Source organism: Arthrobacter sp. BK1 (assembly GCF_056680055.1).
Genome location: NZ_CM155263.1, coordinates 50,948 through 75,506, shown reverse-complemented (window position 1 = coordinate 75,506; position 24,559 = coordinate 50,948). Strand labels below are relative to the sequence as shown.

Here is a 24,559-nt window from a genome sequence, read left to right as displayed (position 1 = left end):
GCTGTTCCTGGTTCCGGACGGTCCAACCGATAGCCGGGTCAGTCTCCGTGTTCCGTATGTTGACTGGCCGGCACGGCCCAGGCCTCGCGCGGGTCTGTGGCCAGATATAGGGGAAGTCCCCAGCCCGCGAAGAACCCCAGCGCTTCAACCCAGGACGTGTTTTCTTCAGCCCCCGCCTGCCTCCCCTGATCCGTCATCGAAATCGTGAGTTGCCGCAGCCGGCTCCTGACCTCGCCCAGCCGCGCTGCCACCTGGGTCCGCAGCTGCTGACGGACCGGGCGGTGGTGAGCCAGGTGGTAACGGCACAACAGCGCCGGGTCGCCGGCACCCTGCGGTATGGCGGGGTCACATTCCGGACAGACCCGGTCACGCCAGATCCCCACCGTCTCAAAGGACCAGGTTGTGGTATGGATCAGCGCATTGGCTTCAGCGGTCAGGTCTTCGGTGTTGGCGTTGGCGAAGCCCATCCTCAGGGCGGACGGCTCGCTCGACGAGCTGTCCAGGCAGATCCGGCACGGCCCGACAGGAGTCAGCACGTCGTCCGGATGACGATGAAGCAGGGACCTCCTGCGGTCCAGGCCGTCCGCGACGTGGGCCAGCAGATCCTCGTACAGGATGCTCACGTCGAACGGCTGATGGCCGCCCCGGGATCCGGCACCGGCCTGCCACAGTTCGATCTCCACCGCCGCGTACGCCCAGGAGTGCCGCGGGCACAACCCGAGTGAGGCCCGCAGCAAACGCCGGATACTCCCGTGCATGATGTCCCCATGAATGAAGGACCACAGCTGCCGCACTTCCTCCACGGACAGCTGCAGCGGGCCGGCCGGCACCAGGACGCCGGTGAGCCTGTCCCGCAACGGCACGCCTGATCGGCCGGGAGCGTGTGGATTACCAGCCATGGGGACCATCCGTGCCTTCGTGGGAAACCGTCGACATAACAAGGCTAGTCCCGCCTTAACGAATACTGGACCCGCTGACGTCGTTGTCAGCGGGTCCAGATTAGTTGCGGCCGGTGAGCCGGCTCCAGAGATCAGGAGTAATCGTAGAAGCCCTTGCCGGACTTGCGTCCGAGCTCGCCCCTGACCACCATGTCGCGGAGGATCTGCGGCGGGGCGAAGCGGTCGCCGAGGGGTTCATGCAGGTAGTCGGCGATGCCCAGGCGGACGTCCAGCCCCACGATGTCTGTGGTGCGAAGGGGGGCCGGAGGCGTGCCGGTAGCCCAGTTCCATGGCAGCATCGATGTCCCGGGCGCTGGCGACGCCTTCTTCCAGCATCCGCGTGGCCTCCAGTGCGATGGCTAAACCAAGCCGCGAGCTATCGCCGGCCGCGGTGCGCACGCCAATGACCCGCAGTTCTTCGGCTACGCGCCGGTGGAGGCGGCGAACAAGGCCCTCGCGAAGGCGGGGATCGGCTGGGACCAGGTGGGCGCCGTCGAACTTAACGAGGCGTTCGCCGCGCAGTCCCTGGCGTGCATCAACGCCTGGGGCATCGTCCCGGCCATCGTGAACCGGCACGGCGGTGCGATCGCGATGGGCCACTCCTTGGGCGCGTCCGGCACCCGGATCCTGGGCACCCTCGCCCGGTCACTCCAGGCCTCCGGGCAACGCTGGGGCGTCGCCGCGATCTGCATCGGCGTCGGCCAGGGACTCGCCGTCGTCATGGAAAACGTCACATAAACCGCACTAAGGCATACTGAACAGGAGCTTTAGGGACCCGTCAGCTTTTGGCTGACGGGTCCCCGCAATGTCCTTGAAGAAACGAACCAACGTGGGTTTGCCTGGCGGCGGTTACGCGCGCCGGGCTTTTTGTATGGATAAAGGAGAGTGAACGTGACACGTATTGGCATTGTGGCCGAGTTGGGTCGCGAGAGCCGGGTGGCGGCGACGCCCACCACGGTCAAGCAGTTGTTGGGGTTGGGCTACGACGTTGTGGTCGAGAAGGGCGCGGGGGAGTCCGCGTCGTTCCGTGATGAGGCCTATATTGAGGCGGGCGCCCTGATTGTGGGCGCCGATGAGGCGTGGGGGTCTGAGGTGGTGCTGCGGGTCAATCCGCCCACCGAGGAGGAGATTGACCGGCTGGCTCCCGGTGCGACGCTGATCGGGTCGTTGAGCCCGGGTTTGCGCCCGGAGCTGGTGGAGGCGTTGGCTGCCCGTCCGATTACAGCGTTGGCATTGGATGCTGTGCCGCGTATTTCGCGGGCGCAGTCGATGGATGTGCTGAGTTCGATGGCGAACATCGCCGGGTACCGTGCGGTGATTGAGGCCGCGCATGAGTTCGGCAGGTTTTTCACCGGTCAGGTGACCGCTGCGGGGAAGGTCCCGCCGGCGAAGGTCCTGGTGGCCGGCGCGGGTGTTGCCGGGTTGGCGGCGATCGGGGCTGCGTCCAGCTTGGGTGCTATTGTGCGGGCGACGGATCCGCGCCCTGAGGTCGCTGACCAGGTGAAGTCGATCGGCGGGACCTACCTCAAGGTTGAGGTGGAGGAGGAGATGAAGTCCTCTGACGGGTACGCGAAGGCCACGTCCGAGGCGTACAACGCCCGCGCAGCGGAGATCTACACCGAGCAGGCAGCGGATGTGGACATCATCATCACCACGGCCCTGATCCCGGGCCGTCCGGCGCCGAAGCTGCTCACCGCGGACGATGTGGCCGGGATGAAGTCCGGCAGCGTGATTGTTGACATGGCCGCGGGCCAGGGCGGGAACGTGGAAGGCTCGGTCGCCGGGGAACGGATCGTGACGGAGAACGGTGTGGTGATCCTGGGCTACACGGATCTGCCGGCGCGTCTTCCGGCGCAGGCGTCCCAGCTGTACGGGACGAACATGCTGAACCTCCTCAAGCTCCTGACCAAGGACAAGGACGGGGTCCTGAGGATCGACTTTGATGACGTGGTCCAGCGATCGGTGACGGTGGTCCGCGACGGTGAGAAGACGTGGCCGCCGCCCCCTGTCCAGGTCTCCGCCGCCCCCGCGGCCACGGCCCAGGCCCCGGCTGCAGACGCCGCTGCGCCGAAGAAGAAGCAGGGCCTCAGCACCGGCGCCAAGGCCGGGCTATTTGCGGCCGGCATCGCTGCGCTGTTCCTGGTCAACGCGGTGGCTCCGGCGCCGCTGCCGCAGCACTTCACCGTGCTGATGCTCTCGGTCGTGGTCGGCTTCTACGTGATCGGGAAAGTCCACCACGCCCTGCACACCCCGCTGATGTCCGTGACGAACGCGATCTCCGGGATCATCGTCGTCGGTGCCCTCCTGCAGGTCACCTCGGACAACCCGGTGATGCAGGTCCTCGCCGCCGTCGCGGTGCTGCTGGCCAGCATCAACATCTTCGGCGGGTTCGCCGTCACCCGCCGCATGCTCGCCATGTTCTCCCGTGGAGACGGGGCCCGTAAATGAGCGCCGTCACCGAAGCAGCAGCAACACTTTCGAGGAGCCTTACCGTGTCTGACACCGTCTCCGGTCCGTTGACCGCCGACACCATCGCGGGAGCTGCGTACATTGTCGCGGCCCTGCTGTTCATCCTCAGCCTCGCCGGGCTGAGCAAGCACGAAAACGCCCGGGCCGGCGTCGTCTACGGCATCACCGGCATGGTCATCGCCCTCGCCGCCACGGTCTGGCTGACCGTGCAGGGCGCCTGGGGCACCGGCCACGGACTCACCGGCCTGGTCCTGCTCCTGGCCGCGGTGATCGTCGGCGGCGCCATCGGCCTCTGGCGCGCCCGCGTTGTGGAAATGACCGGGATGCCCGAACTGATCGCGCTGCTGCACAGCTTCGTGGGCCTCGCCGCGGTCCTGGTGGGCTGGAACGGCCACCTCGAGGCCCCGGCCCTGTCCGCGGACCTGATGGCCGTCCACCACGCCGAGGTGTTCATCGGTGTGTTCATCGGCGCGGTGACCTTCACCGGCTCGATCGTGGCGTTCCTGAAACTTTCAGCCCGGATGAAATCCTCACCCCTGATGCTGCCGGGCAAGAACGCGATCAACCTCGGGGCGCTGGCCGCGTTCATCGCCCTGACCGTTTGGTACGTCAACGACTCCCAGCTCTGGCTCCTCGTCGTCGTCACCATCCTGGCGCTCGGGCTGGGCTGGCACCTGGTGGCCTCCATCGGCGGCGGCGACATGCCAGTGGTCGTGTCCATGCTCAACAGCTACTCCGGCTGGGCTGCGGCCGCGGCAGGTTTCCTGCTGAACAACGACCTGCTCATCATCACCGGCGCCCTCGTGGGCTCCTCCGGTGCGTACCTGTCTTACATCATGTGCAAGGCCATGAACCGGTCCTTCATCTCCGTGATCGCCGGCGGCTTCGGCATCGCAGCCCCTGCCGCGGCGGACGCCGAGTACGGCGAGCACCGCGAAATCACCGCCCAGGCCACCGCCGAAATGCTGGCCAACGCCTCCAGTGTGGTCATTACCCCGGGCTACGGCATGGCAGTGGCCCAGGCCCAGTACCCCGTCGCGGAACTCGCGCACCAGCTCCGCGAGAAGGGCGTGAATGTCAGGTTCGGCATCCACCCCGTCGCCGGGCGGCTGCCCGGACACATGAACGTGCTCCTCGCCGAAGCCAAGGTCCCGTACGACATCGTCCTGGAAATGGACGAAATCAACGACGACCTCGGCGACACCTCCGTGGTCCTGGTCATCGGCGCGAACGACACCGTCAACCCCTCCGCCGCTGAAGACCCCGGAAGCCCCATCGCGGGCATGCCCGTCCTGCGCGTCTGGGAAGCCGAGAACGTCATCGTGTTCAAACGCTCCATGGCCGCCGGCTACGCCGGCGTCCAGAACCCCCTGTTCTACCGCGACAACTCCCAAATGCTCTTCGGCGACGCCAAAACCCGCGTCGAAGACATCCTCAAAGCGTTCTGACTGACACTGCGCTGAAGGCAGCGGGCGACGGCGGGAGATTCCCGCCGTCGCCCGCTGTTCTTTTTATGGGGGTGCTGGAGGTCAGGCGGGGACGGTGACTTCGTCCCGCTTTTCGGAGGCTGCGGGGGCGGAAGCCGTCAGGCTGACGGTGACGGGTTCGAAACCGTCGGCGCTGACGTGCACGGTAATGTCCCCTTCTGTGACGGGCCTGATGACGGCGAGCAGGCGCCCGTCGAACGAGGTGTGGCTGTCTTCCGTGTACAGCTCATCCGTGTCGGGGCGGGCGCTGCCCAGGCCTTGCAGCACGCCGGCTCCTTCGACCGTCACCGTGACGGTGTGTTCAACGTTTGTGGCGAGGTTGCCTTGGGCGTCGCGGAACTCGATGGCCACATAGCTGAGGTCTGAGTGGTCGGCGCGTAGTTCGGTGCGGTCGGCGGCGGCAGTGAGGCGGATATCTCCCGTTGCTGTGCGGAGTGTGGTGCGGGCCTGCTCCACCCCGTTGATGTAACCGACGGCCACCAGCTCGCCGGGCTGATAGGTGAGCTCGAAGTGGGCGCGGAACCGGTGGTTCGGTCCGGCCGGGACCCTGCCCACGGCGGAGCCGTTGAGGAGCAGTTCCACCTCGTCCGCGTCGCTGTAGACCTCAACCCTGACCGGGGAACCTTCGGCGACGTCCCAGCTCCAGCTGGAGATGGAGTCAGTCCAGGTCCACGGCCCCATCCCGTGTTCGCGGGCGTAGTTCTGCGGGCGCTGGACGGCGATGTAGGGCTCATGGCGGAGCCCGAAGACCGTCTCGCGGTAGTAGGAGGCGGGCCGGCGGTAGCCGGTGATGTCGATGTCGCCGCACCAGGCGAGCCGCCACGGGTACGGCGCACCAAGAGCGGGTTTGCCCTCGGTCCCATCCGTGTACTGCACGCGGCCGATGCCCGCTTCGCCCAGGTAGTCCCAGCCGGTCCAGGTGTAATCGCCGATCACGTGCGGGTTTTCCTCCACCAGCTTCCAGAGGACATCGATCCGGTCCGGGAACGTTTCGGTTCCCACGATGATCCTGTGGGGGAAGAGTTCCCTGTCCATCACATAGCGGCCGTCACCGTAGTTGATGCCGGCCACGTCCACGGCTGCGTGGGATTCGGCCGTCCGTTCCGAGACAAGCGGGGATGCGCTGATGCGGCCCATTGCCTCACCGGCCCCGCTCATCATGGCGTTGACACCCTGGCTGTCATCGCCGGCGCCGGCCTCTTTCATCATGGCCGCGGCGTCCGCGATGACCGAGACGAAGCCGTTGATCCCGTTGGTGGTGTAGCGGGTGGAATCCAGGGACCTGATCTTCTCGGCGATCTGCCGGCCCCAGCCGGAGCCGAGTCCGCTGCCGGTTTCCGGGATCTCGTTGCCGATGGAGTACAGCACCACGGACGGGTGGTTGAAGTCTTTCGCCACCATCGCCTCGACGTCGCGTTCCCACCATTCGGGGAAGGACAGGGAGTAGTCGAACGCGGATTTCCCTTCGGTCCACACATCGAAGGTTTCGTCCATGACCAGCATGCCGTGCTTGTCGCAGGCGTCCAGCATGGCCTGGCTGACCGGGTTGTGCGCGCTGCGGATGGAGTTGAAACCGGCTTCCTTCAGCAGCTGCACCCGGCGCTCGTCCGCGCGGGCAATGGTGGCCGCGCCGAGGATGCCGTTGTCGTGGTGGCTGCAGGCGCCGCGGAGCTTGACGGTCTGGCCGTTGATCTGAAGGCCGTTGAAGGGGTCCAGCTGGAGGGACCGGATGCCGAAGGTGGTGCTGTCCGCCTGCAGCACCTCCAGGTCGTCGCGGAGCTCAGTCCGCGCCGAATACACGTGCGGGCTGTCCAGTCCCCACAGCAGCGGTTCGGTGACGTAGAGGCGCTGGCGGACGACGGCGGTGCTGCCCGCCTTGAGTGTTACGGGGGCGGAGCCGACGGCGACTACCGCGCCGTCGCCGTCGTACAGTTCCGTTCCCACGGTCACCGTGGCAGTGGACAGGCCCTCGTTCTCCACCGTGGTGGCGACGTCAACGACGGCGCGGCCGGCGGTGATGTCCGGCGTCGAGATCCGGACGCCATTCGAGGCCAGGTGTACCGGCTCCGTGACGGTCAGGAACGTATCGCGGTAGATGCCGGCTCCCGAGTACCAGCGGGAATCCTGGTGGACGCGCGCATCAACGCGGATGGTGTTGGCCTGGCCGTACTTCAGGAAAGGATCCAGCCGGATGGTGAATGTGGAGTAGCCGAAGGGGCGTTGGCCGGCGAAGTCCCCGTTGATGAAGACCATGGCATCCCGGTACACGCCCTGGAACTCGAGGGAGACGCGCTTGCCCCGGAAGTCCTCAGGCACCTCGAACGTTTTTGAGTATTCGAATGCGCCGTCGGGGGAGTAGCCGGCGTGTGAGCCCTGGGCTGAACCGGCAGATCGGGGGAGGCCGATCAGTGCATCGTGCGGCAGGGTGACGGGCTGCGGCGGGGCAACCGGCCCGTCGAACTCGGCGAAGAGGCTGACCTTCGGGCGTACTGCCCATCCGGCATTGAAAGAGGTGCGCGTCATCGAGGTTCTCCCTGGATTCGGTATCACGTGTCACCACTAAGAGATCACTTTGCGGTGACACGTGTCAATAAACCGTTGGGTCCGGCCGAAATGCTAGGCCGTTTCTCCCGGCAGGACCGTGACCTCGGGAAGGGAAGCGGGCTGCGGCGCGGGGGCCTCAGTGCGGCTAAGAGCGGCAAGCTCAGCGGCGATCCGCTCCATGAGCGGTGCGTTGTGGATCCGGATGGTGGTGAGCCGGGGCGAGACAAGCTGCCCGATGGCCGTGGCATCGACACCTAGCACTGAAAGATCATCAGGGATCCTCAGCCCAAGCGCCCTGCCGGCGGCCACAACGGCAAGGGCGACATCGTCGTTGTAGCAGCCCACAGCAAGCGGGGAGTTTTTGGCTTTGACGGCAGCGAGGGCGGCGCTGGCCCGTCCGAGCTCAAGGGGGATTTCAATGCGTTCGGGTTCCGGCAGGCCCTCAGCGCGGGCACCTGCTTTCATCCCCTCGTAGCGCCCTGGCCCGAAGGGATCGAGCCGCTCATCCAGCAGGGCTGCATAGGCCAGCTGTCTCGGACCGTTCCGCAGCAGCGCCTTTGCCATGGTCCGCCCGATGACGTGGTTGATGTCGTGGGTGGGGTCCTCGGGCGTATGGATCCGGGGAATGACTGCCGCCCCGGAATGATGCAGGACCTCACGTTCGTCTGCCCCGAGTATTCCCATGTCCACCACAGCAACGGGCCGGAAGTGCAGGATGGCAGCGAGTGTTTCGCGGGGGTTGCTGCCGGCGAAGCGGACCACCACGCTCAGGCCGTGCGCGGCTGCGTGGCTTGTGACGTTGTCAACGAGATCCTGGAGGTTGCTTCCGAACGTGGTGTTGGGGACGAGGATCACCAGAATGTCACTCCGGCCAGTCACCAGCGCGCGGCCGGCGGGGGACGGCTGATAGTTCAGTTCCTCGGCCGCTTTCAGGACTTTGGCACGGGTCTCCTCGGGAAAGCGGGAACCTTGGCCGTTCAGGACATGGCTGACGGTTGCGCGGGATACACCAGCCCTCTTGGCAACATCAAAGCTGGTGGGGCGCCTGGTCGGTTTCGATTCCGGGGTCACCTTTTGATCATCGCACAGGGTGGGTTGACACGTGATACTCACGCTGTGAACCGCCAGCAGGTGTCCCGGTCAGGCGAGCCAGCGCCACCAGCGTGGCCGCTCCGGTTGCGGCATCGGTTCCGGCTCCGGCTCCTCGCCCAAGGCCAGCGCGGCCTCGACGATGTCGTCCGCTGTGAGCGTCATGACGGCCTCACGATCGAGCGCGTCGAGACTTTGTTTTTCGTCGAGCGACAGCCGCAGCGCCTGACGGTTGAGCGCCTGCTCGAACAGCGTGCGGGCGAACCGTGCGTTGCCGGAGTCCTCGCCCGCGTGGAGCCCGGTGAAGATGCGGCGCAGCATCTGGTCTGCACCCGGCTCCAGCCTGTACCCGTGCTGGGCCAGCATCCGGTGGAAGATCGTCTGGAGTGCGTCGACGGAGTAGTCAGGGAACGTGATCTCGCGGGCGAAACGGGAGCGCAGTCCGGGGTTCGAGAGCAAGAAGGACTCCATCAGCCGCGGGTACCCGGCCACGATCACGACCAGGCGGTGGCGGTGGTCCTCCATCCGCTTGAGCAGGACCTCGATCGCCTCGGGGCCGAAGTCCATCCGGCCGTCCTCCGGGGCCAGCGCATACGCCTCGTCGATGAACAGGACGCCGTCCAGCGCACGCCGGATCACCCGGTCCGTCTTGATGGCGGTGGTGCCGACGTACTGCCCCACCAGCCCCGAACGGTCCACCTCGACCAGGTGGCCTTTCTGCAGCAGACCGACCGCGCGGTACATCTCGGCCAGGAGCCGCGCCACGGTGGTCTTGCCCGTGCCAGGGTTTCCGAGGAACACCAGGTGCTGCGACGTTGCCACCTCCGGCAGGCCGTGCGCCTTACGGCGGGCCTGGACCTGGAGCAGTGCGACGAGCGCCCGCACCTGTTCCTTCACTGTCTCCAGTCCGACCAGCGCGTCGAGCTCGGCCTGGACCTCAGACAGCGGCCGGGCTGGCCCGGGCCTCGCACCGGTGAGATCACTGACCAGGTCGTCAACGCGCTCCGAACCGGGCAGCTTGAGCTGATCGGCCAGTCGGCCGATCGTTTCGCGCAGGTCGTCAAGCGGATTGCGGCTGGCAGCCATGCATCCACTGTAGTACTCGATTCCCGACAGGTATGGGGTTGGCCGCACCAGCATAAACTCCCTTTTGGGAGTAGTACTCACGCAATGGCCGGGATAGCCACAGGTATCCTGGCCACACCGATCGGTGCCAGCACCAATACCGCCACGACACCGAGGACTAGCCCCAACACATAGTCCTGCTCATTCATGTCCCACTGCACCCTGTGCGAACTACAACCCGTACAGCGGAAAACAGCCGCTCCCCGGACGTCGGAGCTCAGTCACACTGAAGCGCATCCCCCGGCTGCAGCATGCGCCAGGCGAGCGGTAATGACACCAACCATGGGAGCAGCGGATGACCTACACCTGACTTGGGCGTCTCGAAACCTCTGCGCCTCGAAACCCAAGGGTTTTGAGACGCTTGCGGCGTGTAGCGTTTATGGCCCCTTCACCGGGCAGTTTTGCGGGCGGGGTATACGGGACATCTCAAACTCCACCCCTGTAAAACCGAACGTCAAATGCGGGTTGTCGCGCTAAGGGACCGTCTAACGGGACGGCTTAGACACTGGACCCTTGCGGGACGCCGCCGGTTTGCTTCCTTATCGGATGATCGGCGCGCCTATAGCGATAGAAACACCTATGACGATGACAAGCGCTCCGAACATGGCCAAACCTATTGCCCAGAAGCGCCTCAAACCCTCAGAAGTAATATCCTTTTTGAAACCACGCAACTGCTCCATCATCGAACGGGCAAACCGGTTTCGAGCCAGGATAATCAACACACCGAAAACGACTACCACTCCGCCATGTACCAAGGTCTCGAGAGTCACGTTGCTGTCCCTGCTCCCCAGAAAAAGTCATAGATCAGCACGGCTGCTCCTCCGACTATCGCGAAACCCGCCAACAAATTTTTATAGAGCAACTTTCGACGCATGTATCGGTGAACGTCCCCATCAGGGTGGCTCCGCAGATATGATCGGGCTGCCCACCCCTGTAGGAGGCGCCCCAATACAAGCATGGCAAATCCGCAAGCGAGCCAGCCTAAACCAACCACCGTTGCTTTAGACATCTGATCCTCCGGTAATTAGAGAACATGCTTGAGCACTAAAGTAGCCCAGTCCATCTCTGTGCGGTCGAAATGACGAAACACCCGTTCAGGGCTTTGGATGCCGAGCTTGACCTTATTCTCCCTCTGGAGGCAGACAAAGAATCCAGAAGCTTGTAAGGAAAAAATTGTACCGGTAGAGTTCCCTAACGGGCGGCCTGCATAACGGTCCACCGCGGCCCGTCAGACGGGGAATCGCACAGTGGCCAGCGGGCTTCCCATCCCGTATCGTCACGTTCAACTGTTACTGCCGCCGGCTGGGCCTAGTTCAGCTTGAACATGGAGTGGGGATGTTTGGAGTAGGACCGTTTTCTCCTTCGCAAAAGCTGATCCTGACCGTCGGCACGTCAATCCTCACAGTCCTAGCGCTCATCAGATGCATCACCTTTGTGGCCACGGGCAACAGCGAGTGGCCATGGACAGCATGGACGGTTCTGGTGGGAGTACTCATGCTTGTGTGGATCCGTAAGGTCCCCACAAAAGAGCCTCGCCAATGACGCCAGTCGGGCTAGCGCTTTTCGGTTTGGGATTTGTCGGCCTACTCGTTGCCGTCATGTACGCGTTCATAGACAAGGAACGAACCGGTGAGCTGTTTAGACGAAAAAGGATCCTTGTTCCTTTGATGATCACCTCAGGGGTATTAGGTTTCGCGGGAATGCTCGTCGTCTACCTATCCCAGTCGTCGTAACCTCGGCCGGCTCAAATCTGGAGCACATTGACCTGTCCCACTTGCGGTTCCGCCTGTGACCTGCAGAATCCTCTGCGGCGATCAGTTAGGGCGGGCTTGAAGTCTTGGGTGGTTTTCCATCGAGAAAACAACGGCTGCTACTGCGGCGGCCAGAGCTGGGACGTAGAACCAGCCGATGCTTGCGGAGCCGATGACTACGAAGACAACAAGAGCGACAGTAGTGGCGACCGACACTGGAGTCCGTGCGCGTCCACGTATCAGGAGAGGTAGCGCGGTCAGGGCGACGGGGATGAGTAATGGCACGAAGATGGAGGGCCTATTTGTTTCAAGCAGGGTCGGATGGCTAACCTGCTGTGGCCCACCAGGCGTTAAATTTACCTGGGTGTACATGGGAACCACTAAGAGAACCAAGGAAGCAACTATCGCGAGTGAGACAGCCAGGAGCTGGCGAACATTCTTAGAATCCAGATGACGTTTCATATGACTCCCGCCCTGAAGCTGTGTAAACCAACGAAAGCACTGTTGGAGTGATTCCGCTAGAGGACAGCGGGGCTCGAACAGAACGTCCCTGTAAGGCTTCCTCAAACGGACGGGTTTGTGGCTCCCTTGTTCCTTATTGAGAAGAGAGCTAAGGCAATTCCTGCCACGGCGATCGGCAGAGCAGCTATGTACGCTCCGCCGCCCAGGTATGTAAGGATCCCACCCAGAGGGTAGGTCGCACCAAGCCACCCGACCGCCACCAACGTGGCCCTTCCGACTATGGAACGGGGGTGGCCCAGCAACGCGATAGTACTCGCCGAGAGGCACCAAGTCCCGGCTAGAAGGAAAATGAACGCACCGACAAACGCCATTCGGTCTGCGGTAAATGCGCCAACAAAATTGATGAAGCCAACGGTCGTTAGGACAAATCCAAGAAGCAGCAACCCCAGTTCCGACGTTAAGAGGGCCGGTCGTTCGATCAGCGACTTGAGCATGCAACGACCCTAATTGGAACGGCTACGACTGGCCATACCAACAGTGAACCGCTGACAACGCTGAGGCTGTCCCATGGAGGGTTCCCCCACTGGGACGGTTGAGGCTCTATACGGCCCCTCCGGGCCGGTGACTCAACCCCCAGAACTGCCATCGGCAGGGGTGCTCTTGGTAGTAAGACTTACCCGACTAGCTCAGGAGCCAGCTGTTCGGAGGAACGCACCGGTTTGATGAAACTGGCGAACCGTAAAACCAAAAAGAACCACCATGGCCAGCAGCAGCACGATCATTACGACATCCATGACGGATGTTATTTCCCTTGACGCTGCTTGCCCGCAGAAGAAAACGACTAAACCAGGCGCCACGAGCAATTGCTTGGCCAGACCCTCCCGGATTTGAACTGCGGCCCCTCTGAGCACTGGGAGCTCATCGACAGCGACAGGCCCTTTGGCTAGGACCTGACGTCGGACGTGCTTCACCTCATCAGCTGTTAGGCCCACCGTGACGCCGATCCGCTGGGGCTGGACTAAAGGGCGAACTTTCTTGTTCCCGTAGATTAGACCAACAACCAAGATGCCGAGCCCGGCCAGTAGCAGACCGATGTATATCCCTGAGCGAAAGAAATCCCCTCCGCGCTCCGGCCAAATCGACGCAAGCGCCAAACCTATTCCAAGCCCACCTAGAACTATCAAAGGGAAATGCACCGAAAAGTACCTTCGGACAGCAACCCCGACACCCAAGTCCGTTATGCCCTCTGCCCTCGAGGCCGCCTTAGCCCAGCGAGCCTCTGCTCCCGCATTCGCTTCACGCATTCGGCCCCCTAGTCTTCGCTTTGGTGCGATGATAGGCGCGCCTCACGGGACATGCCCGATGGGAAAGCAAAATGGTAGGAACTTCAGCGGATTAAGCGGTGCCCGTATGACTTCTGAGCACCAGCAAGCCCCGTTCGTCCCGTAGAGGGTTCGGCTTTCGGGCCGTGCGGTGAGACATTTCCTTTCGTGTAGGAGAATTTCCTGTGAGGGGCAGGGGTGTTGAGGGCGTATGTGGGCGGCGATGGGGACAGCCCAGATCCAGGTCGCCGCTACCAAGCACCAGTACTCAAGCCAATGAGCCCGACCACGATGAAGATGCCTCCAGCGACGAGAAACGCTTTCGCAACCCGCCGTATCCCGCGATTCTTCTTATTTCTGTATGCCTCGCGAAGGTCTGTGTCCTGGCGAATGAAGAGATTCCCGTTGGTCACCAGTTTGGCTAGGGGCTTGGAAATTGCCAGGCAAAATAAGCCCCCGAGCAGAACGACCAGACCAAACAACAGCGCCGACATGCTCTTCCTCCTGTCTCCGCCTCGCGGATCGCCGCATTGCTAGGCAATTGCCCTCAGCATTCCATCCGTGCATGCCCCTGTGAAGATGTGCGACACCCACTCCAGAGGTCGGCCCAGGAAGCCCGGTGAAGATCGGCAAACGGAACGGTAACCTTTGAGGCGCTCGCCTGGCAATAGCCACGTTTGATAGCAGTCCGAACGCGGTGGCTGCGGGATCCCTCGCAGGTACGATCGGGACATGTCGTCAAGCACTTCCCTTCCGAGTGGCGGGTCTGGATACAGGATTCAAGCGGAGGGGTTGGGTCCTCATGATTCTGAATTGACGCTGGCCTTCCCTGCGCCCTATTCCGAACTGTCGCGGAGCCCAGAAGTGTTTCAACGACAGTGGAAGCAGCTGAACTACGCCTTTGGGCTACCAGACCCTTCCACTTTTCCTGCCTTGCGTCTCCCCTTACCGAATGAGGATCTGGCCGCCATCAGGCGGTACATCCTCACTTGCCGTGAGCTTGCAGGATTCTCCATGCTTACAGAAGCTCGGAGGCTCCAGTTGAGTGGCGGGGTGGGCAAGGAAACCGAGGTGTCCCACACTATGCCTTCGAGGGAAGTAATTCTTGGGTTTGCCGTGCGCTTTCGCCAGCTTCACTCCGACGACCCCGCAGGCTGGACAGTAGTGAAGAACATCGCCAGCCGTGCCATTGGCCGCGAAGGGCAGCCGGTCTCTACAACCGGGGGCGGCCAAATCAGGCAATGGAAGCGTGCCCGGGCTCAGTTACTAAAGTTCTCGCTCGATGAAATCGTTCAAATGAAAGTCATGAAGGCCGAATGGCCCCCGGGTTCAACAATTCCCGAGCCCGATAACCTCTTTACTCCTTCTGAATTGATTGAACTCTTTCAGTACGGGGAGTACATCCACTGGGGAGACCATAGAGATCTTCATTCGGCGATTCAACGGAATCCTATGCTCAGTGCCATCCTCGAATTCAGATTCCACACCATCCAGATCGGCCTTACCCATCTCTACTTTGGCTTTGCCAAGCTCGCCGAGGCTGCCTTGGCAAACTGGGGAGTAAACGATACAAGGGCGCGAATGTCGTCCCCGATCGTCCCGTAGAGGGTTCCCTAATGGTCAAGCAAGCTCTCAGCAGTCTCCCGGAGATAGTGCCTCCGCCGCCTGCTGCGAGGATGCTGCCGAGAGTTCAGCGGCCGGTGCCCATCCGATCACGCGCGCAACTTACAAGGGCGGATAAATCGAGCCCGTAGGTCGGCCCGTCGCCTGAACCGTACTCCTCGAGTAGGGCTGCACCGCGCTCGAAGAGCCGGAGCGCGCCAACGCTGTTCCCCCGGGCGGCGTGTGTGAGCCCGACGCAGATTTGGGCGAGACCTTGCCAAAGGTTGCGTTCTTGGGACGGCCCAGCTTTCCATCGGGCCTCAAGTACCTCATGTGCAGCGAAGGGCCGGCCCGCTTCGACCAGGCTCCTGGCCGAGACCAAAGTCTCCGCCGGCGGCAGCGGCTCCTCGGAGACCGGCTCCACGCCGGCGCTTCCGTACGGCAGCGGCCGTCCAAGAGCGTCACGTGGCCGGGCCTGCCGCGGGCGCTTTGAAGCATCCCGATCCCGGTCGCCGATCATTGCAGTTTCCGCTCTGAGCGTCCGTGGACCTTAGCAACCTTCATCCGCCCAATGCTATAGCTCGGCCCTTCCGAGCCATGCACTTCGGCCGGGGCCGCATGCTTTGAATTCTTGGTGTGCGTTCAAGGATCCCCTTACGGGCAGCTGAATCCCTGTGTCTCATAACCTCCGTGCCTCAAAACCCTAGGGATACGAGACGAGTCTCCGCTTGTGCATGATTTCCAGCCAGCGCCGAAACCCTGACGATATTGTTGAGCATCACTGGCAGCAACTTCTTGGGGGAAGCAATGATCATGGCACTCTCGACGTCCGACGCAAATCCACTGATCCCGTCCTGGGGCATCTTGGGATTCATGCTTGCCCTGAATGCAGTCCTGTTCATTGCCGCGCTGGTGAGCATTGCCCGCAATAGGATTCACACCACCGGCGGCACCATCGTTTGGGCTCTCATTGTCCTTTCGGTGCCAGTACTCGGTTCGATCCTGTGGTTCTTAGTGGGGCGCAGGCGGTCAGCTTTGCGCCAGGACGGCTGATTCTCTTTGGTCAGGTTCCTCGGGGTCTGCCGTAGCTACCCTTCGTGGGTTGTCGGAATGTCCTGGGACGCCGCCCATTCGCCCACGTCGCGGCGTTCGATGGCGGCGGCCATCAGGTCCGGGAACAGGTCCGGTGTGCAGGCGAACGCCGGGACGCCGATTCCGGCCAGCGCCGCAGCATGGTTCGCATCGAACGACGGATGGCCGCTGTCGCTGAGCGCGAGGAGCGCGATCATGGTGGTTCCCGCCCCGACGATCGAGGCCGCGCGCCGCAGCATCTCCTCGGCGATCCCGCCCTCGTAGAGGTCGCTGATCAGCACCAGGATGGTCTCGGTGGGCTGGGTGATCTGGTCCTGGCAGTATGCCAGGGCGCGGTTGATGTCCGTGCCGCCGCCCAGCTGCACACCGAACAGCACGTCAACGGGATCGTCCAGCTCGTCCGTCAGGTCAACCACCGCGGTGTCGAAGACCACCAGCCGTGTGCGCACGGACCGCAACGAGCTGAGGACCGCCCCGAACACGCTGGAATACACCACGGACTCGGCCATCGAGCCGGACTGGTCAATGCACAGGATGATTTCCCGCTGGATCTCGGTGCTGCGCCTGGCGTGGCCCACCAGGCGTTCGGGCACGATGGTCCGGTACCCCGGCTGGTAGTGCTTGAGGTTGGCGGCGATGGTCCTGTTCCAGTCGATGTCCCGGTGCCGCGGCCTTCGTGTCCGCGCCGCCCGGTTCAGCGCTCCGGAGACGGCCTGGACCGTCCGCGCCCTCAGCCGCTCTTCGAGCTCATTGGTCACCTGCCGGATGACGGCCCTGGCCGTCTCGCGTGAATGCTCGGGGATCACCCGGCCCAGGCCTATCAGCGTGCTGACAAGGCCGACGTCGGGCTGTACCGTGCGCAGCATCTCCGGCTCGAGCAGCAATTGCCGCAGTCCGAGCCGGTCCATGGCGTCGGCCTGCATCACCTGCACCACCGTGGAGGGGAAATAGCCGCGGATGTCCCCGAGCCAGCGGGCCACGCGCGGACTCGAGGCGCCCAGGCCGCCGCGACCGTTCGTGTCCGCCCCGTACAGCTCCTCCAACGCCTGGTCACGGCGGGCATCGGCGGCGGAGAGCTCAACGTTGTTCCCATCCGCCGTGATGCCGTCGGCCTCATTCCCGCCGAGCACCAGGCGCCAGCGGCCCAGCCGGCCGCGGCCGTTACCGCCATCGGGGTCCGCAGCACTCACGCGACCGCCTCCCATCCGAGGTACCGGGCCATGGTCCGGATGGCGGGACCGGCGGCCGCCAGATCCAGGGTGGTCTCGCCGGCCACTGGGGAGTCATCGCCGATGCGGCTGACCTGTTCGCCGATCTCCCGCCTCTCCGGCCGGCTGAACGCCGAAAAGGTCCTGCGCAGAAGCGGCAGGACGTCGTCGAAAATCTCTCCATCCACGCCCGCGACCCAGTCGTCGACGATCTCCAGGAGCCTCCGGTCGTAGACCAGCAGCGTGGCGTCGCCGGAGAGAAGTCCGTCCAGCCAGGCAGCGGCTTCCCGCGCCGGGGTCGCGATCGAGAGCCGGCGGCTGAGGCTGGCCGCGACGTCGTCCCCGTTAACCAGGCCGGCGTCCAGCAGCAGCCGGGTTGCCCGCCCAGCCACCGAGCCGTGGATCCGGTCCGAACCGGCGACGGCGGCGAGGGCACGGTGCCAGTCGTCCAGCGGCAGGTCAGGCAACAGGGACAGCCCCTGCTGGGCCGAGTCAACGGCGCGCCGCATCGCCTCTGCGGTGTCATCGTCCAGTCCGGCGCAGGCCGTGGGCAGTCCCACGCACGCCCGCACCACCGTGGTGTCCAGGATCTTCCGCACCCCCGTGACATCGACGCCGCGCACGTTGCCGTACCGGCAGGTCCGGGCCAGAGGCGCAATGGTTTCCAGCAGCGGCGCGACGTCCTGCTGCAGCGCGGTGCGCTCGGCGAGGACGGAGACGACGGCGCCGATGCCGTCCGGCAGATCCGCAAGAAGGCAGCCCGCCAGCAGCCCGCTGAGCTCCGTCAGGCTGCCCGTGTCCTGCGCCTGTTCGGAGACGTAGGCAGCGGCGGCCGAGGCAACCGTGGTGCCGTAGCGGCTGGCCTCCACCACGTCCAGAGCCAGCTCCGGCTGCCACTGGAGCGTCCACACCTCCTTGAAAGTGCCCGTGGTCCGGCCGGTTTCGGTCTGAACGCCCCACCCCACTCCGAGCAGCACCAGCCGGTGCAGCAGAACCGAACGGGCCAGCTGGCCCGGCTTGCGCAGGTCAAGGGTGAGGACCTCTTCCATGGCGCTGGGTTTCCAGCGGAGCCTGCGCTGGGTGGCGGCGAGATCGGCGGCCAGGGGCAGGGTTGGCGCGGATTCCGGCACGTTCCCCAGCTCATGTCCGACCGTTAGTTCGCGGTGCACCAGGGCCAGCGGAAGGGGTGAACCGTCGCACAGGACCGCCTGCGCGGCGTCGTCCAGTTCCGGCAGTCCCGGGCTGGGCCGCCCCCGGACGGCCGCAAGGGCTGTTGCCATCCGGCTTGCCTCCACAATGGAGGCCGTTGAGGCGTCGAGGTCTTCCCGGCGGAGGGCGTGCGCAACCCGGACCAGCCAGGTGGTGGCCACATCCGCCTCCGCATCCCGGGCCATCCAGTGGCCGAAGAGATGCTGGTACCAGCCAGGCGCCGTGACGCCGGCACCGTACCCGCTGCGCAGGCTGAGCCTGCCGGAGGTCCACGGGACCCAAGTGACGGCCACCTTGGCCTTGGGAAGGCCGGCGAGTACCTTGTTGTCAGCAGACACCGACGGAAACGTGGAAGGCACCAGAGCGGGAGCGTGATACGCGCCGCACACCACGGCGATCCGTTCATGCCCGTCACGCATGGCAGCCCGGATCAGGCGCCGCATCCAGGCTTCCCGGCGGTTGTTTTCCAGGACATCAGGATGGTGGTCCGGCCTGTCATCAACCGCACGGATCTCCGCAATAGCCTCGGTCAGCGCCGCGAAACGCTCCACCGGATCCGCGTTCCGGTGCTCGACGGCGTCCTCCCACCACCGTTCGGCGTCGCTGTATCCTGCGGCGCCGGCGAGTATCCCGATCGCGTCGGGCCGGTAGGGCTGCTGCGGGAGGGCGGGAGGTTCCGTTCCCTCGGCGGAGGTTCCGCCGTCGGCGTCGGAATCTTCCCCTTCCGCGTCCACTGAGGACGGACCGGACGACGGCGGCCCGGCAGCTGAGGCGGCCAGCTGAAGTCCCAGGGTGTGCGCCGCGGGCAGGTCGATCGCCCGCACCTGGGCGCCCGTGGACAGCGCCCAGCGGATCGCCACCCACTCCGGCGAAAAGCCTGCCATGGGATAGAAGTAAGCCAGCCGGGGTTCGTCCGCCGCGTAAATCAGCCCGGCGACGGGTGGCACCATCTCCGGATCGGACAGCAGCGGGATCACCTGGTCAAGTTCAGGCGGGCCCTCCACCAGCACCAGGTCCGGGCGCAGGATTGCCAGGGCTTCGGCAACGGAGCGTGCCGAACCCGGGCCGTGGTGCCGGATCCCCAGGACGTGGACGTCGGTCATGAGGTCAGTTCGGGGATTCGAGGTCGCGGCAGGCCCGGTAGAGGTCCTTCCACTCCGGCCGGTTCCGGACCACGGTCTCCAGGTATTCCTGCCAGATCACCCGGTCCTGCACAGGATCCTTGACCACCGCCCCCACCAGGCTCGCCGCGACGTCGTGGGCCCGCACCGTCCCGTCGCCGAAGTGGGCGGCGAGGGAAAGGCCGTTGGTCATCACCGAGATCGCCTCGGCCGTGGACAGGGTCGCAGAGGGCGATTTGATGGTGGTGCGCTGGTCCTGGGTCACGCCCGAGCGCAGTTCCCGCATGACCGTGACCACCCGCCGGACCTCGGAAAGCGCGGCCAGGTCTGCCGGAAGCTCCAGGGCGGTGCCGAGGCTGCGCACGCGGGTGGTGACGATTTCGACTTCCTGCTCGATGCTGTCCGGGAGCGGCAGCACCACGGTGTTGAAGCGCCGGCGAAGGGCGGAGGAAAGATCATTGACGCCCTTGTCCCGGTTGTTGGCCGTGGCAATGATGTTGAAGCCCTTGCGCGCCTGCACCTCCTCGTTGAGTTCGGGGATGGGCAGGGACTTCTCACTGAGGATGGTGATGAGCGAGTCCTGCACATCGGACGGGATCCTGGTGAGCTCTTCCACCCGGACCAGGCTTCCGGTCTCCATCGCACGCATCACCGGGCCTGGCACCATGGCCGCCCGGGACGGGCCGTCGGCGAGCAGCCGGGCATAGTTCCAGCCATACCGCAGTGCCTCCTCCGGGGTGCCCGCGGTGCCCTGCACCACCAGGGTGGAGGCCCCGGAAATAGCCGCGGCGAGATGCTCTCCGAGCCAGGTTTTCGCCGTGCCGGGCACACCCAGCAACAGCAGGGCGCGGTCTGTGGCGAGCGATGCCACGGCGATTTCCACCAGCCGCTCCGAGCCCAGGTATTTCGGCGTGATCCGGACTCCGTTCGGCAGGGTGCCGCCGAGGATGTAGGTGGTCACCGCCCACGGGGAGAGCCGCCAGCTGGGCGGCCGGGGCCTGTCGTCCGCGGCGGCCAGGGCGCTTAGCTCATCGGCGTAGGCGTTCTCGGCGTGGGCCCGCAGAACATCTGTGCCGGTCTGGGCATCGGTCATGGGAAAGCCTCCGTCAGGGATTGTCGGAATGAGTGGTACTGCACCGCATCGCGCAGCACACGGCGGCGCCCGGCGTCGTCGTCGGACTGGTCGAGCAGGCGCCGTGCCTGTTCGGCAGCCTCGGGCGGCAGCGCGGCAGGAAGGACGTCGGCAAGCATGCCCGCCAAACCGCTGCTTTTCTTGGCAAAGAGCTGATCCAGCACGGTCCCCGCCAGGTGAAGACCCCAAGGCGTCGGCAGGGCACGAAGCGGTTCAACCAGGCTGAACCGGTGGTCCGGTCCCGCCTTGATGTGCCGGATCAGTATGTCTTCGCGCTCGTTCCGGGGGAGGCAGTTCAACAGCCGCAGGTCAGTGCGCACGTCGAGCAGCGCGCGCACCCAATCAAGGTCGGCCTGCAGGGCAGCGGTGGCGAGGATCGTCTCGAGGATCCGGGGTTCCTCCTTGAGCAGGGCAAGGGTTGCCGCCGGGCTGCGGCCGGAGGCAGCGGTCCAGACCTCGAGCGGGGCACCGCGTACGACGGCGTCCAGCCGGGCCAGCCGGTCGGGTTCACCTGTGCGCCTGTCAGGCGGGATCCCGTCGCGCAGCGCAGCCGCGTCCGGTTCGGGCGGGAGGCCGATCTCGAATTGTTTGCGCAGCACGCCCTTGAGGTGGAGCAGCGGGCGCAGCCGGTCAGCCATCCGGCCCGAGCGGGCGCTGGCCGGCAGCCTGTCGAGCAGGCCCGCGGCGACGTCCCGCACGCTTTTGGCCTTGTCATCCAGCGCACGCTCCAGCAGTTCCTCGTCCCCGTCACTGAGGTTCGTGATGAACGTGGCCAAGTGGGCGGCGCGCTCCCGGGCGGCGAGGCTGTCCCAGTGTGACGCAAGCTGTTCCCGGGCGGCTGCCGGATCTTCGCGGCGGAGCCGTCCAAGCTCCGTGGTGGCATCAGCGCTCTTCAGCTCTGTCCAGTCAGCGGACGCCGGGCGCTCCGTGGCGGGGACGCCGGCCTTCAGGTCCTCGAGCCAGCGGCCCCGGACACCGATGGCAGGATGCAGGCTCTCCGCGACCGCGAACCTGCTGTCTGCCAGCTCAAGCAGCTTCGGGAGCAGCCGGTGCGGAACCCGCTGTCCGGCCGCCTCGGCGAACCGGAGCCAGTCGGTGACCAGCTGGTTGCGCAGGTCCAGTCCGACAGGCGGCTGGGTGAGCAGGAGGTCCAGCAGGCGTGCAGCGTCCCCGGTGGCCTGTGGAGTGTCGTCCGGCGGGGCCGGCTCCGGGAGATCGGCAGGGTCCAGGATAGTGGAGCGCCGGGCGGCGCGGGTGGCGGCGTCGGCCAGGGCCGCCTGTTCCAGGAGAGACTCCTCGCTGGAGAGCCCGTCCGGCGGGAGGGCGCCCAATTCCACTGGCGGGGTTGGTGCCGGGTGCCGGGCGGTCCCAACAAGCGCGGCGGTTCTGAGCTCGGCCAGCCATGTCATGGTGTCACTACCGCCCCGCCGATGACCGCGGAAAGCGGCCGCACACGGCCCTCCTCCAGCTCGCCGAACAGGTCCATGGGATGGCCGCCGGTGAGGGCCAGCAGCGAGTCCAAAGGTGCGTCCACCAGGGGGAGTGCGTCCCCGGATCCGTCCCGAAGCCAGCCGTTTTCAGCGGGGGAGATGCGCACGCCGCCGAGTAGGACCGGGTGGCGCTCACGCCAGGGGGAGAGTGCAACAGCAGCCGATTCGGCTTCCAGTGCTTCCTGGATGCTGCCCCCTTCGCCCAGGTCCGTTGCCATGCCGAGGGGTGCCACCGGGCTGGTGAACATGGCACGTTGAGGCGCGGAACCCGGGTAGCGCGCGACAGTGGTGTCCAGCAGTGCGCCCGCGAGCTGGGGCGTCGCCAGCGACTCACTCTGGGCGGCAAAATCGAGGACGACGACGGTTGTTCCGTCGGGTGCCCGCAGCCAGGTCCGCTGGTGCTGGAGCCGTCCGTCGTCGCTGCGGTGGGCACCGAGCACCAGCCACGGGCCAGTCAGTGCTTCGATGCCCTGGACGTCGGAAGCCGGGACTGCCCATCCGACCGCCACCCGGAGGTCCGCAAGTTCAGCGGGAGCTAAAGCGTCGCGTTTGCGCCACGCCTTCGTCACGGCCCACCAGCGGCCGGCCCTGAGCAGGAGGTGGTCCGCCCAGTCCGGCCGGGCATGGACGTCCGAACCCATGGCCCTGACCTGCTCGGCCAGGCCTGGAAGCTGCGCGTCAACCAGCCGTGCAGCCACGCCGTCCCACCAGGAATACGGCTGCGTGCGGGCGGAGGCAAGGCCGGTCCGCACCAGGTCGGTCAGCCACCGGGAAAAGTCGTCAATCCCCGCGTCCATCAACGCCATCCGGTCCGCGAGCCGCTTCGCATGTGCCGCCGGATCCGCCGGCTGGTCGCTCTGGCGCCGCTCCCTCACGGTGGCACGTTCCGCCCGTTGCGCCGCCCATTCCTGGGCGAATTCAGCGGTCTCCGCGCCGCCGTCGGCCGCTTCACCCCGGGACCAGAGCAGGAGCAGCGCGAGGGCGTGCTTGCAGGGGAACTTCCGGCTGGGGCAGGAGCACCGGTAGGCAGGGGCGGCGGTGTCCACGCTGACCTGGTAAGGGGTCTTTCCGCTGCCCTGGCATTTGCCCCAGACCAGGACGTCGTTGCTGCCTGTGTCGGACCACGGGCCCGGACGCGCCAGCTTGCGCGCGGCTGCCAGGGAGGGTGCGTCGGGCGCAGCGCTGACCACCCGCTCCTCGCTCCAACGCCCCATGAAGCACATTGTGCCCGAGGTCTCAAAAACTGCCAAGGAGGCACGGCGGCGTGGCGGCCTCAGCCGGCCTGCCCGCCGGCAGCCTTTGCTCGGCGTCCGCTGCTGAGCGCAGTCCTGATGTTGACCTTAGAGGTGTAGGAGATGGACCCGTACTGGAACAGCCGGACGCCCAGGTAAAACATCAGCACAGCCCCGACATAGACGATGACGAGGGCACCTTCGACCACCGTGAGCGAGCCAAGCCCGTTGCGGAGCAGCGCAGTGACCGGGGCGGTGAACGGGAAATACGTGAACACCTGCACTATCAGTGCCTGCGGGTTGGAGAAGATCAGGGAGACCGCGTAGAACGGCACGAAGATCATGATCATGATGACCGCCATGAAGTTACCCGCCTCCTTGGCGGTGGGCATCACGGCACCGATCGCAACGAGCGTCGTGGTGAACAGTGCGAAGCCGCCCACCAGGATGAAGAAGCCCGCGATCATGGGGCCCGGTTCGAAGACCAGGGCGGAGAGGTCCACGTCGGGGATGCTGATCTCGTCGCGGAAGAACAGGTAGCCGATGACAAGGGGGGACGCGAACACCACGATCTGCAAAAGCCCGATGGCGAAAAGCGCCAGGACCTTGCCGCTGATCAGCGTGGTCGGTTTCACCGTGGTCAGGATCATCTCCGTGACCCTGTTCTCCTTTTCCTCCAGGGTGGAATTCAACATCTGGCTTGAGAGCAGGATGACCAGGCCGTAGAAGATGACAACGTATGCCAGCGGCGGCACCGCGGACATAAAGCCGGCGGTCTCCACTCCGCTGCGGTAGGTCTTCACATCCACGGTTGCCTCCGAGCGGGCCAAAGCTGACAGTTCCGGGGAGCCGATGCGGGAACTGACAGCCTGGCTCAGCATTGCCTGGGCAACTGCGGAGTACTTGTTGTTCTCGAAAAGGCCTTGGTCAGCGCCGTAGACCCGCACGGTCCCGGTGGCCGGGTCGGCCGGGAAATCGAAGAACGCGTCCACCGCCCCGGACTGGACTGCCCGGATGCCCTCTTCTGCGGATGGCGCCTTGGAGGCCCCGAAGATCCGGGCCTGGTCCGGGGTGATGAGGCCGGAGGCGTCAGCATAGGAAATGCTGAAATCGGCACTCTTTTGGGCGTCGGCGGCAGTGTCTGTTGCCATGTCGGAGACGTAGAGCAGTCCGAAGACGACGGCCAGCATGAGCGGCACGGCCAGGGTGCCTGCCCAGAACCGCTTCTTGGTGACGGTGCGGAGGAACTCAAAGCTGATCACGGTGCCCAGGTTGTGCTGTGCCAT

19 protein-coding genes and 2 pseudogenes are annotated in these 24,559 nt (G+C 65.0%); 5 read left to right on the top strand and 16 right to left on the bottom strand.

Annotated elements, in window-relative coordinates; genetic code table 11:
• Positions 1–38 precede the first annotated feature (38 nt).
• Positions 39–899, bottom strand: a complete 861-nt coding sequence (locus AC1MCA_RS00300; RefSeq protein WP_479800356.1) for a hypothetical protein — start codon at positions 897–899, stop codon at positions 39–41.
• A gap of 131 nt (positions 900–1,030) precedes the next feature.
• Positions 1,031–1,316 (bottom strand): annotated as a pseudogene (locus AC1MCA_RS00295) (3-hydroxyacyl-CoA dehydrogenase family protein); the annotation flags it as partial.
• On the opposite strand from AC1MCA_RS00295, the pseudogene AC1MCA_RS00290 reads away from it, so the two are divergent.
• The 3 genes and pseudogenes from AC1MCA_RS00290 to pntB all read left to right on the top strand — a co-directional run.
• Positions 1,317–1,676: pseudogene (locus AC1MCA_RS00290) on the top strand (3-oxoadipyl-CoA thiolase); the annotation flags it as partial.
• 153 nt (positions 1,677–1,829) lie between these two features.
• Positions 1,830–3,386, top strand: a complete 1,557-nt coding sequence (locus tag AC1MCA_RS00285) for a Re/Si-specific NAD(P)(+) transhydrogenase subunit alpha (protein WP_479800355.1) — start codon at positions 1,830–1,832, stop codon at positions 3,384–3,386.
• Positions 3,383–4,855, top strand: coding sequence for a Re/Si-specific NAD(P)(+) transhydrogenase subunit beta (gene pntB, locus AC1MCA_RS00280; protein WP_479800354.1), 1,473 nt, complete (start codon positions 3,383–3,385; stop codon positions 4,853–4,855). The genes AC1MCA_RS00285 and pntB overlap by 4 nt, the downstream gene beginning before the upstream one ends.
• 81 nt (positions 4,856–4,936) lie before the next feature.
• On the opposite strand, the gene AC1MCA_RS00275 is transcribed toward pntB, so the two are convergent.
• The 7 genes from AC1MCA_RS00275 to AC1MCA_RS00245 form a co-directional block, all read right to left on the bottom strand.
• Positions 4,937–7,417, bottom strand: coding sequence for a glycoside hydrolase family 2 TIM barrel-domain containing protein (locus AC1MCA_RS00275; protein WP_479800353.1), 2,481 nt, complete (start codon positions 7,415–7,417; stop codon positions 4,937–4,939).
• A 93-nt stretch (positions 7,418–7,510) separates the two neighbouring features.
• Positions 7,511–8,509: a LacI family DNA-binding transcriptional regulator gene (locus AC1MCA_RS00270; RefSeq protein ID WP_479800352.1), complete on the bottom strand. Its 999-nt coding sequence runs from the start codon at positions 8,507–8,509 to the stop codon at positions 7,511–7,513.
• Between the two features lie 69 nt (positions 8,510–8,578).
• Positions 8,579–9,613 (bottom strand): AAA family ATPase, encoded by a 1,035-nt coding sequence (locus tag AC1MCA_RS00265; protein WP_479800351.1) that lies wholly within the window; start codon positions 9,611–9,613, stop codon positions 8,579–8,581.
• 578 nt (positions 9,614–10,191) lie between these two features.
• Positions 10,192–10,422: a hypothetical protein gene (locus tag AC1MCA_RS00260; RefSeq protein ID WP_479800350.1), complete on the bottom strand. Its 231-nt coding sequence runs from the start codon at positions 10,420–10,422 to the stop codon at positions 10,192–10,194.
• Between the two features lie 1,544 nt (positions 10,423–11,966).
• Positions 11,967–12,359 (bottom strand): hypothetical protein, encoded by a 393-nt coding sequence (locus AC1MCA_RS00255; RefSeq protein ID WP_479800349.1) that lies wholly within the window; start codon positions 12,357–12,359, stop codon positions 11,967–11,969.
• Between the two features lie 192 nt (positions 12,360–12,551).
• The gene (locus AC1MCA_RS00250) at positions 12,552–13,169 is read right to left on the bottom strand and encodes a hypothetical protein (protein ID WP_479800348.1); all 618 of its coding nucleotides are present in this window, start codon (positions 13,167–13,169) and stop codon (positions 12,552–12,554) included.
• Positions 13,170–13,438: 269 nt separating this feature from the next.
• Positions 13,439–13,681 (bottom strand): hypothetical protein, encoded by a 243-nt coding sequence (locus AC1MCA_RS00245; protein ID WP_479800346.1) that lies wholly within the window; start codon positions 13,679–13,681, stop codon positions 13,439–13,441.
• Positions 13,682–14,201: 520 nt separating this feature from the next.
• Between AC1MCA_RS00245 and AC1MCA_RS00240 the strand changes: the two genes are divergently transcribed.
• Positions 14,202–14,792, top strand: coding sequence for a hypothetical protein (locus tag AC1MCA_RS00240; protein ID WP_479800344.1), 591 nt, complete (start codon positions 14,202–14,204; stop codon positions 14,790–14,792).
• An 85-nt stretch (positions 14,793–14,877) separates the two neighbouring features.
• Here AC1MCA_RS00240 and AC1MCA_RS00235 read toward each other — a convergent pair whose 3' ends face one another.
• Complete coding sequence (locus AC1MCA_RS00235; RefSeq protein WP_479800342.1) at positions 14,878–15,309, bottom strand: DUF309 domain-containing protein; 432 nt, start codon at positions 15,307–15,309, stop codon at positions 14,878–14,880.
• 293 nt (positions 15,310–15,602) lie between these two features.
• Between AC1MCA_RS00235 and AC1MCA_RS00230 the strand changes: the two genes are divergently transcribed.
• Positions 15,603–15,842 carry a PLDc N-terminal domain-containing protein gene (locus AC1MCA_RS00230; protein WP_479800340.1) on the top strand — a complete coding sequence of 80 codons (240 nt, stop codon included), beginning with the start codon at positions 15,603–15,605 and terminating at the stop codon, positions 15,840–15,842.
• A 35-nt stretch (positions 15,843–15,877) separates the two neighbouring features.
• Here AC1MCA_RS00230 and AC1MCA_RS00225 read toward each other — a convergent pair whose 3' ends face one another.
• Genes AC1MCA_RS00225 through AC1MCA_RS00200 form a run of 6 tightly spaced genes read right to left on the bottom strand, consistent with a single transcriptional unit; the run spans position 15,878 to position 24,559 of the window.
• Entirely contained in the window at positions 15,878–17,071 is a 1,194-nt protein-coding gene (locus tag AC1MCA_RS00225) for a VWA domain-containing protein (RefSeq protein ID WP_479800338.1), read from the bottom strand.
• On the bottom strand, positions 17,068–19,401 hold the full coding sequence (locus AC1MCA_RS00220) for a DUF5682 family protein (protein WP_479800336.1): 2,334 nt from the start codon (positions 19,399–19,401) through the stop codon (positions 17,068–17,070). The genes AC1MCA_RS00225 and AC1MCA_RS00220 overlap by 4 nt, the downstream gene beginning before the upstream one ends.
• 4 nt (positions 19,402–19,405) lie before the next feature.
• Complete coding sequence (locus AC1MCA_RS00215; protein WP_479800334.1) at positions 19,406–20,512, bottom strand: ATP-binding protein; 1,107 nt, start codon at positions 20,510–20,512, stop codon at positions 19,406–19,408.
• Positions 20,509–21,960, bottom strand: coding sequence for a DUF5691 domain-containing protein (locus AC1MCA_RS00210; protein WP_479800332.1), 1,452 nt, complete (start codon positions 21,958–21,960; stop codon positions 20,509–20,511). The genes AC1MCA_RS00215 and AC1MCA_RS00210 overlap by 4 nt, the downstream gene beginning before the upstream one ends.
• Positions 21,957–23,255 carry an SWIM zinc finger family protein gene (locus tag AC1MCA_RS00205; protein ID WP_479800330.1) on the bottom strand — a complete coding sequence of 433 codons (1,299 nt, stop codon included), beginning with the start codon at positions 23,253–23,255 and terminating at the stop codon, positions 21,957–21,959. Before AC1MCA_RS00205 ends, AC1MCA_RS00210 begins: the two co-directional genes overlap by 4 nt.
• 59 nt (positions 23,256–23,314) lie before the next feature.
• A complete protein-coding gene (locus tag AC1MCA_RS00200) occupies positions 23,315–24,559 on the bottom strand; it encodes an ABC transporter permease (RefSeq protein ID WP_479800328.1) in 1,245 nt (414 codons plus the stop codon).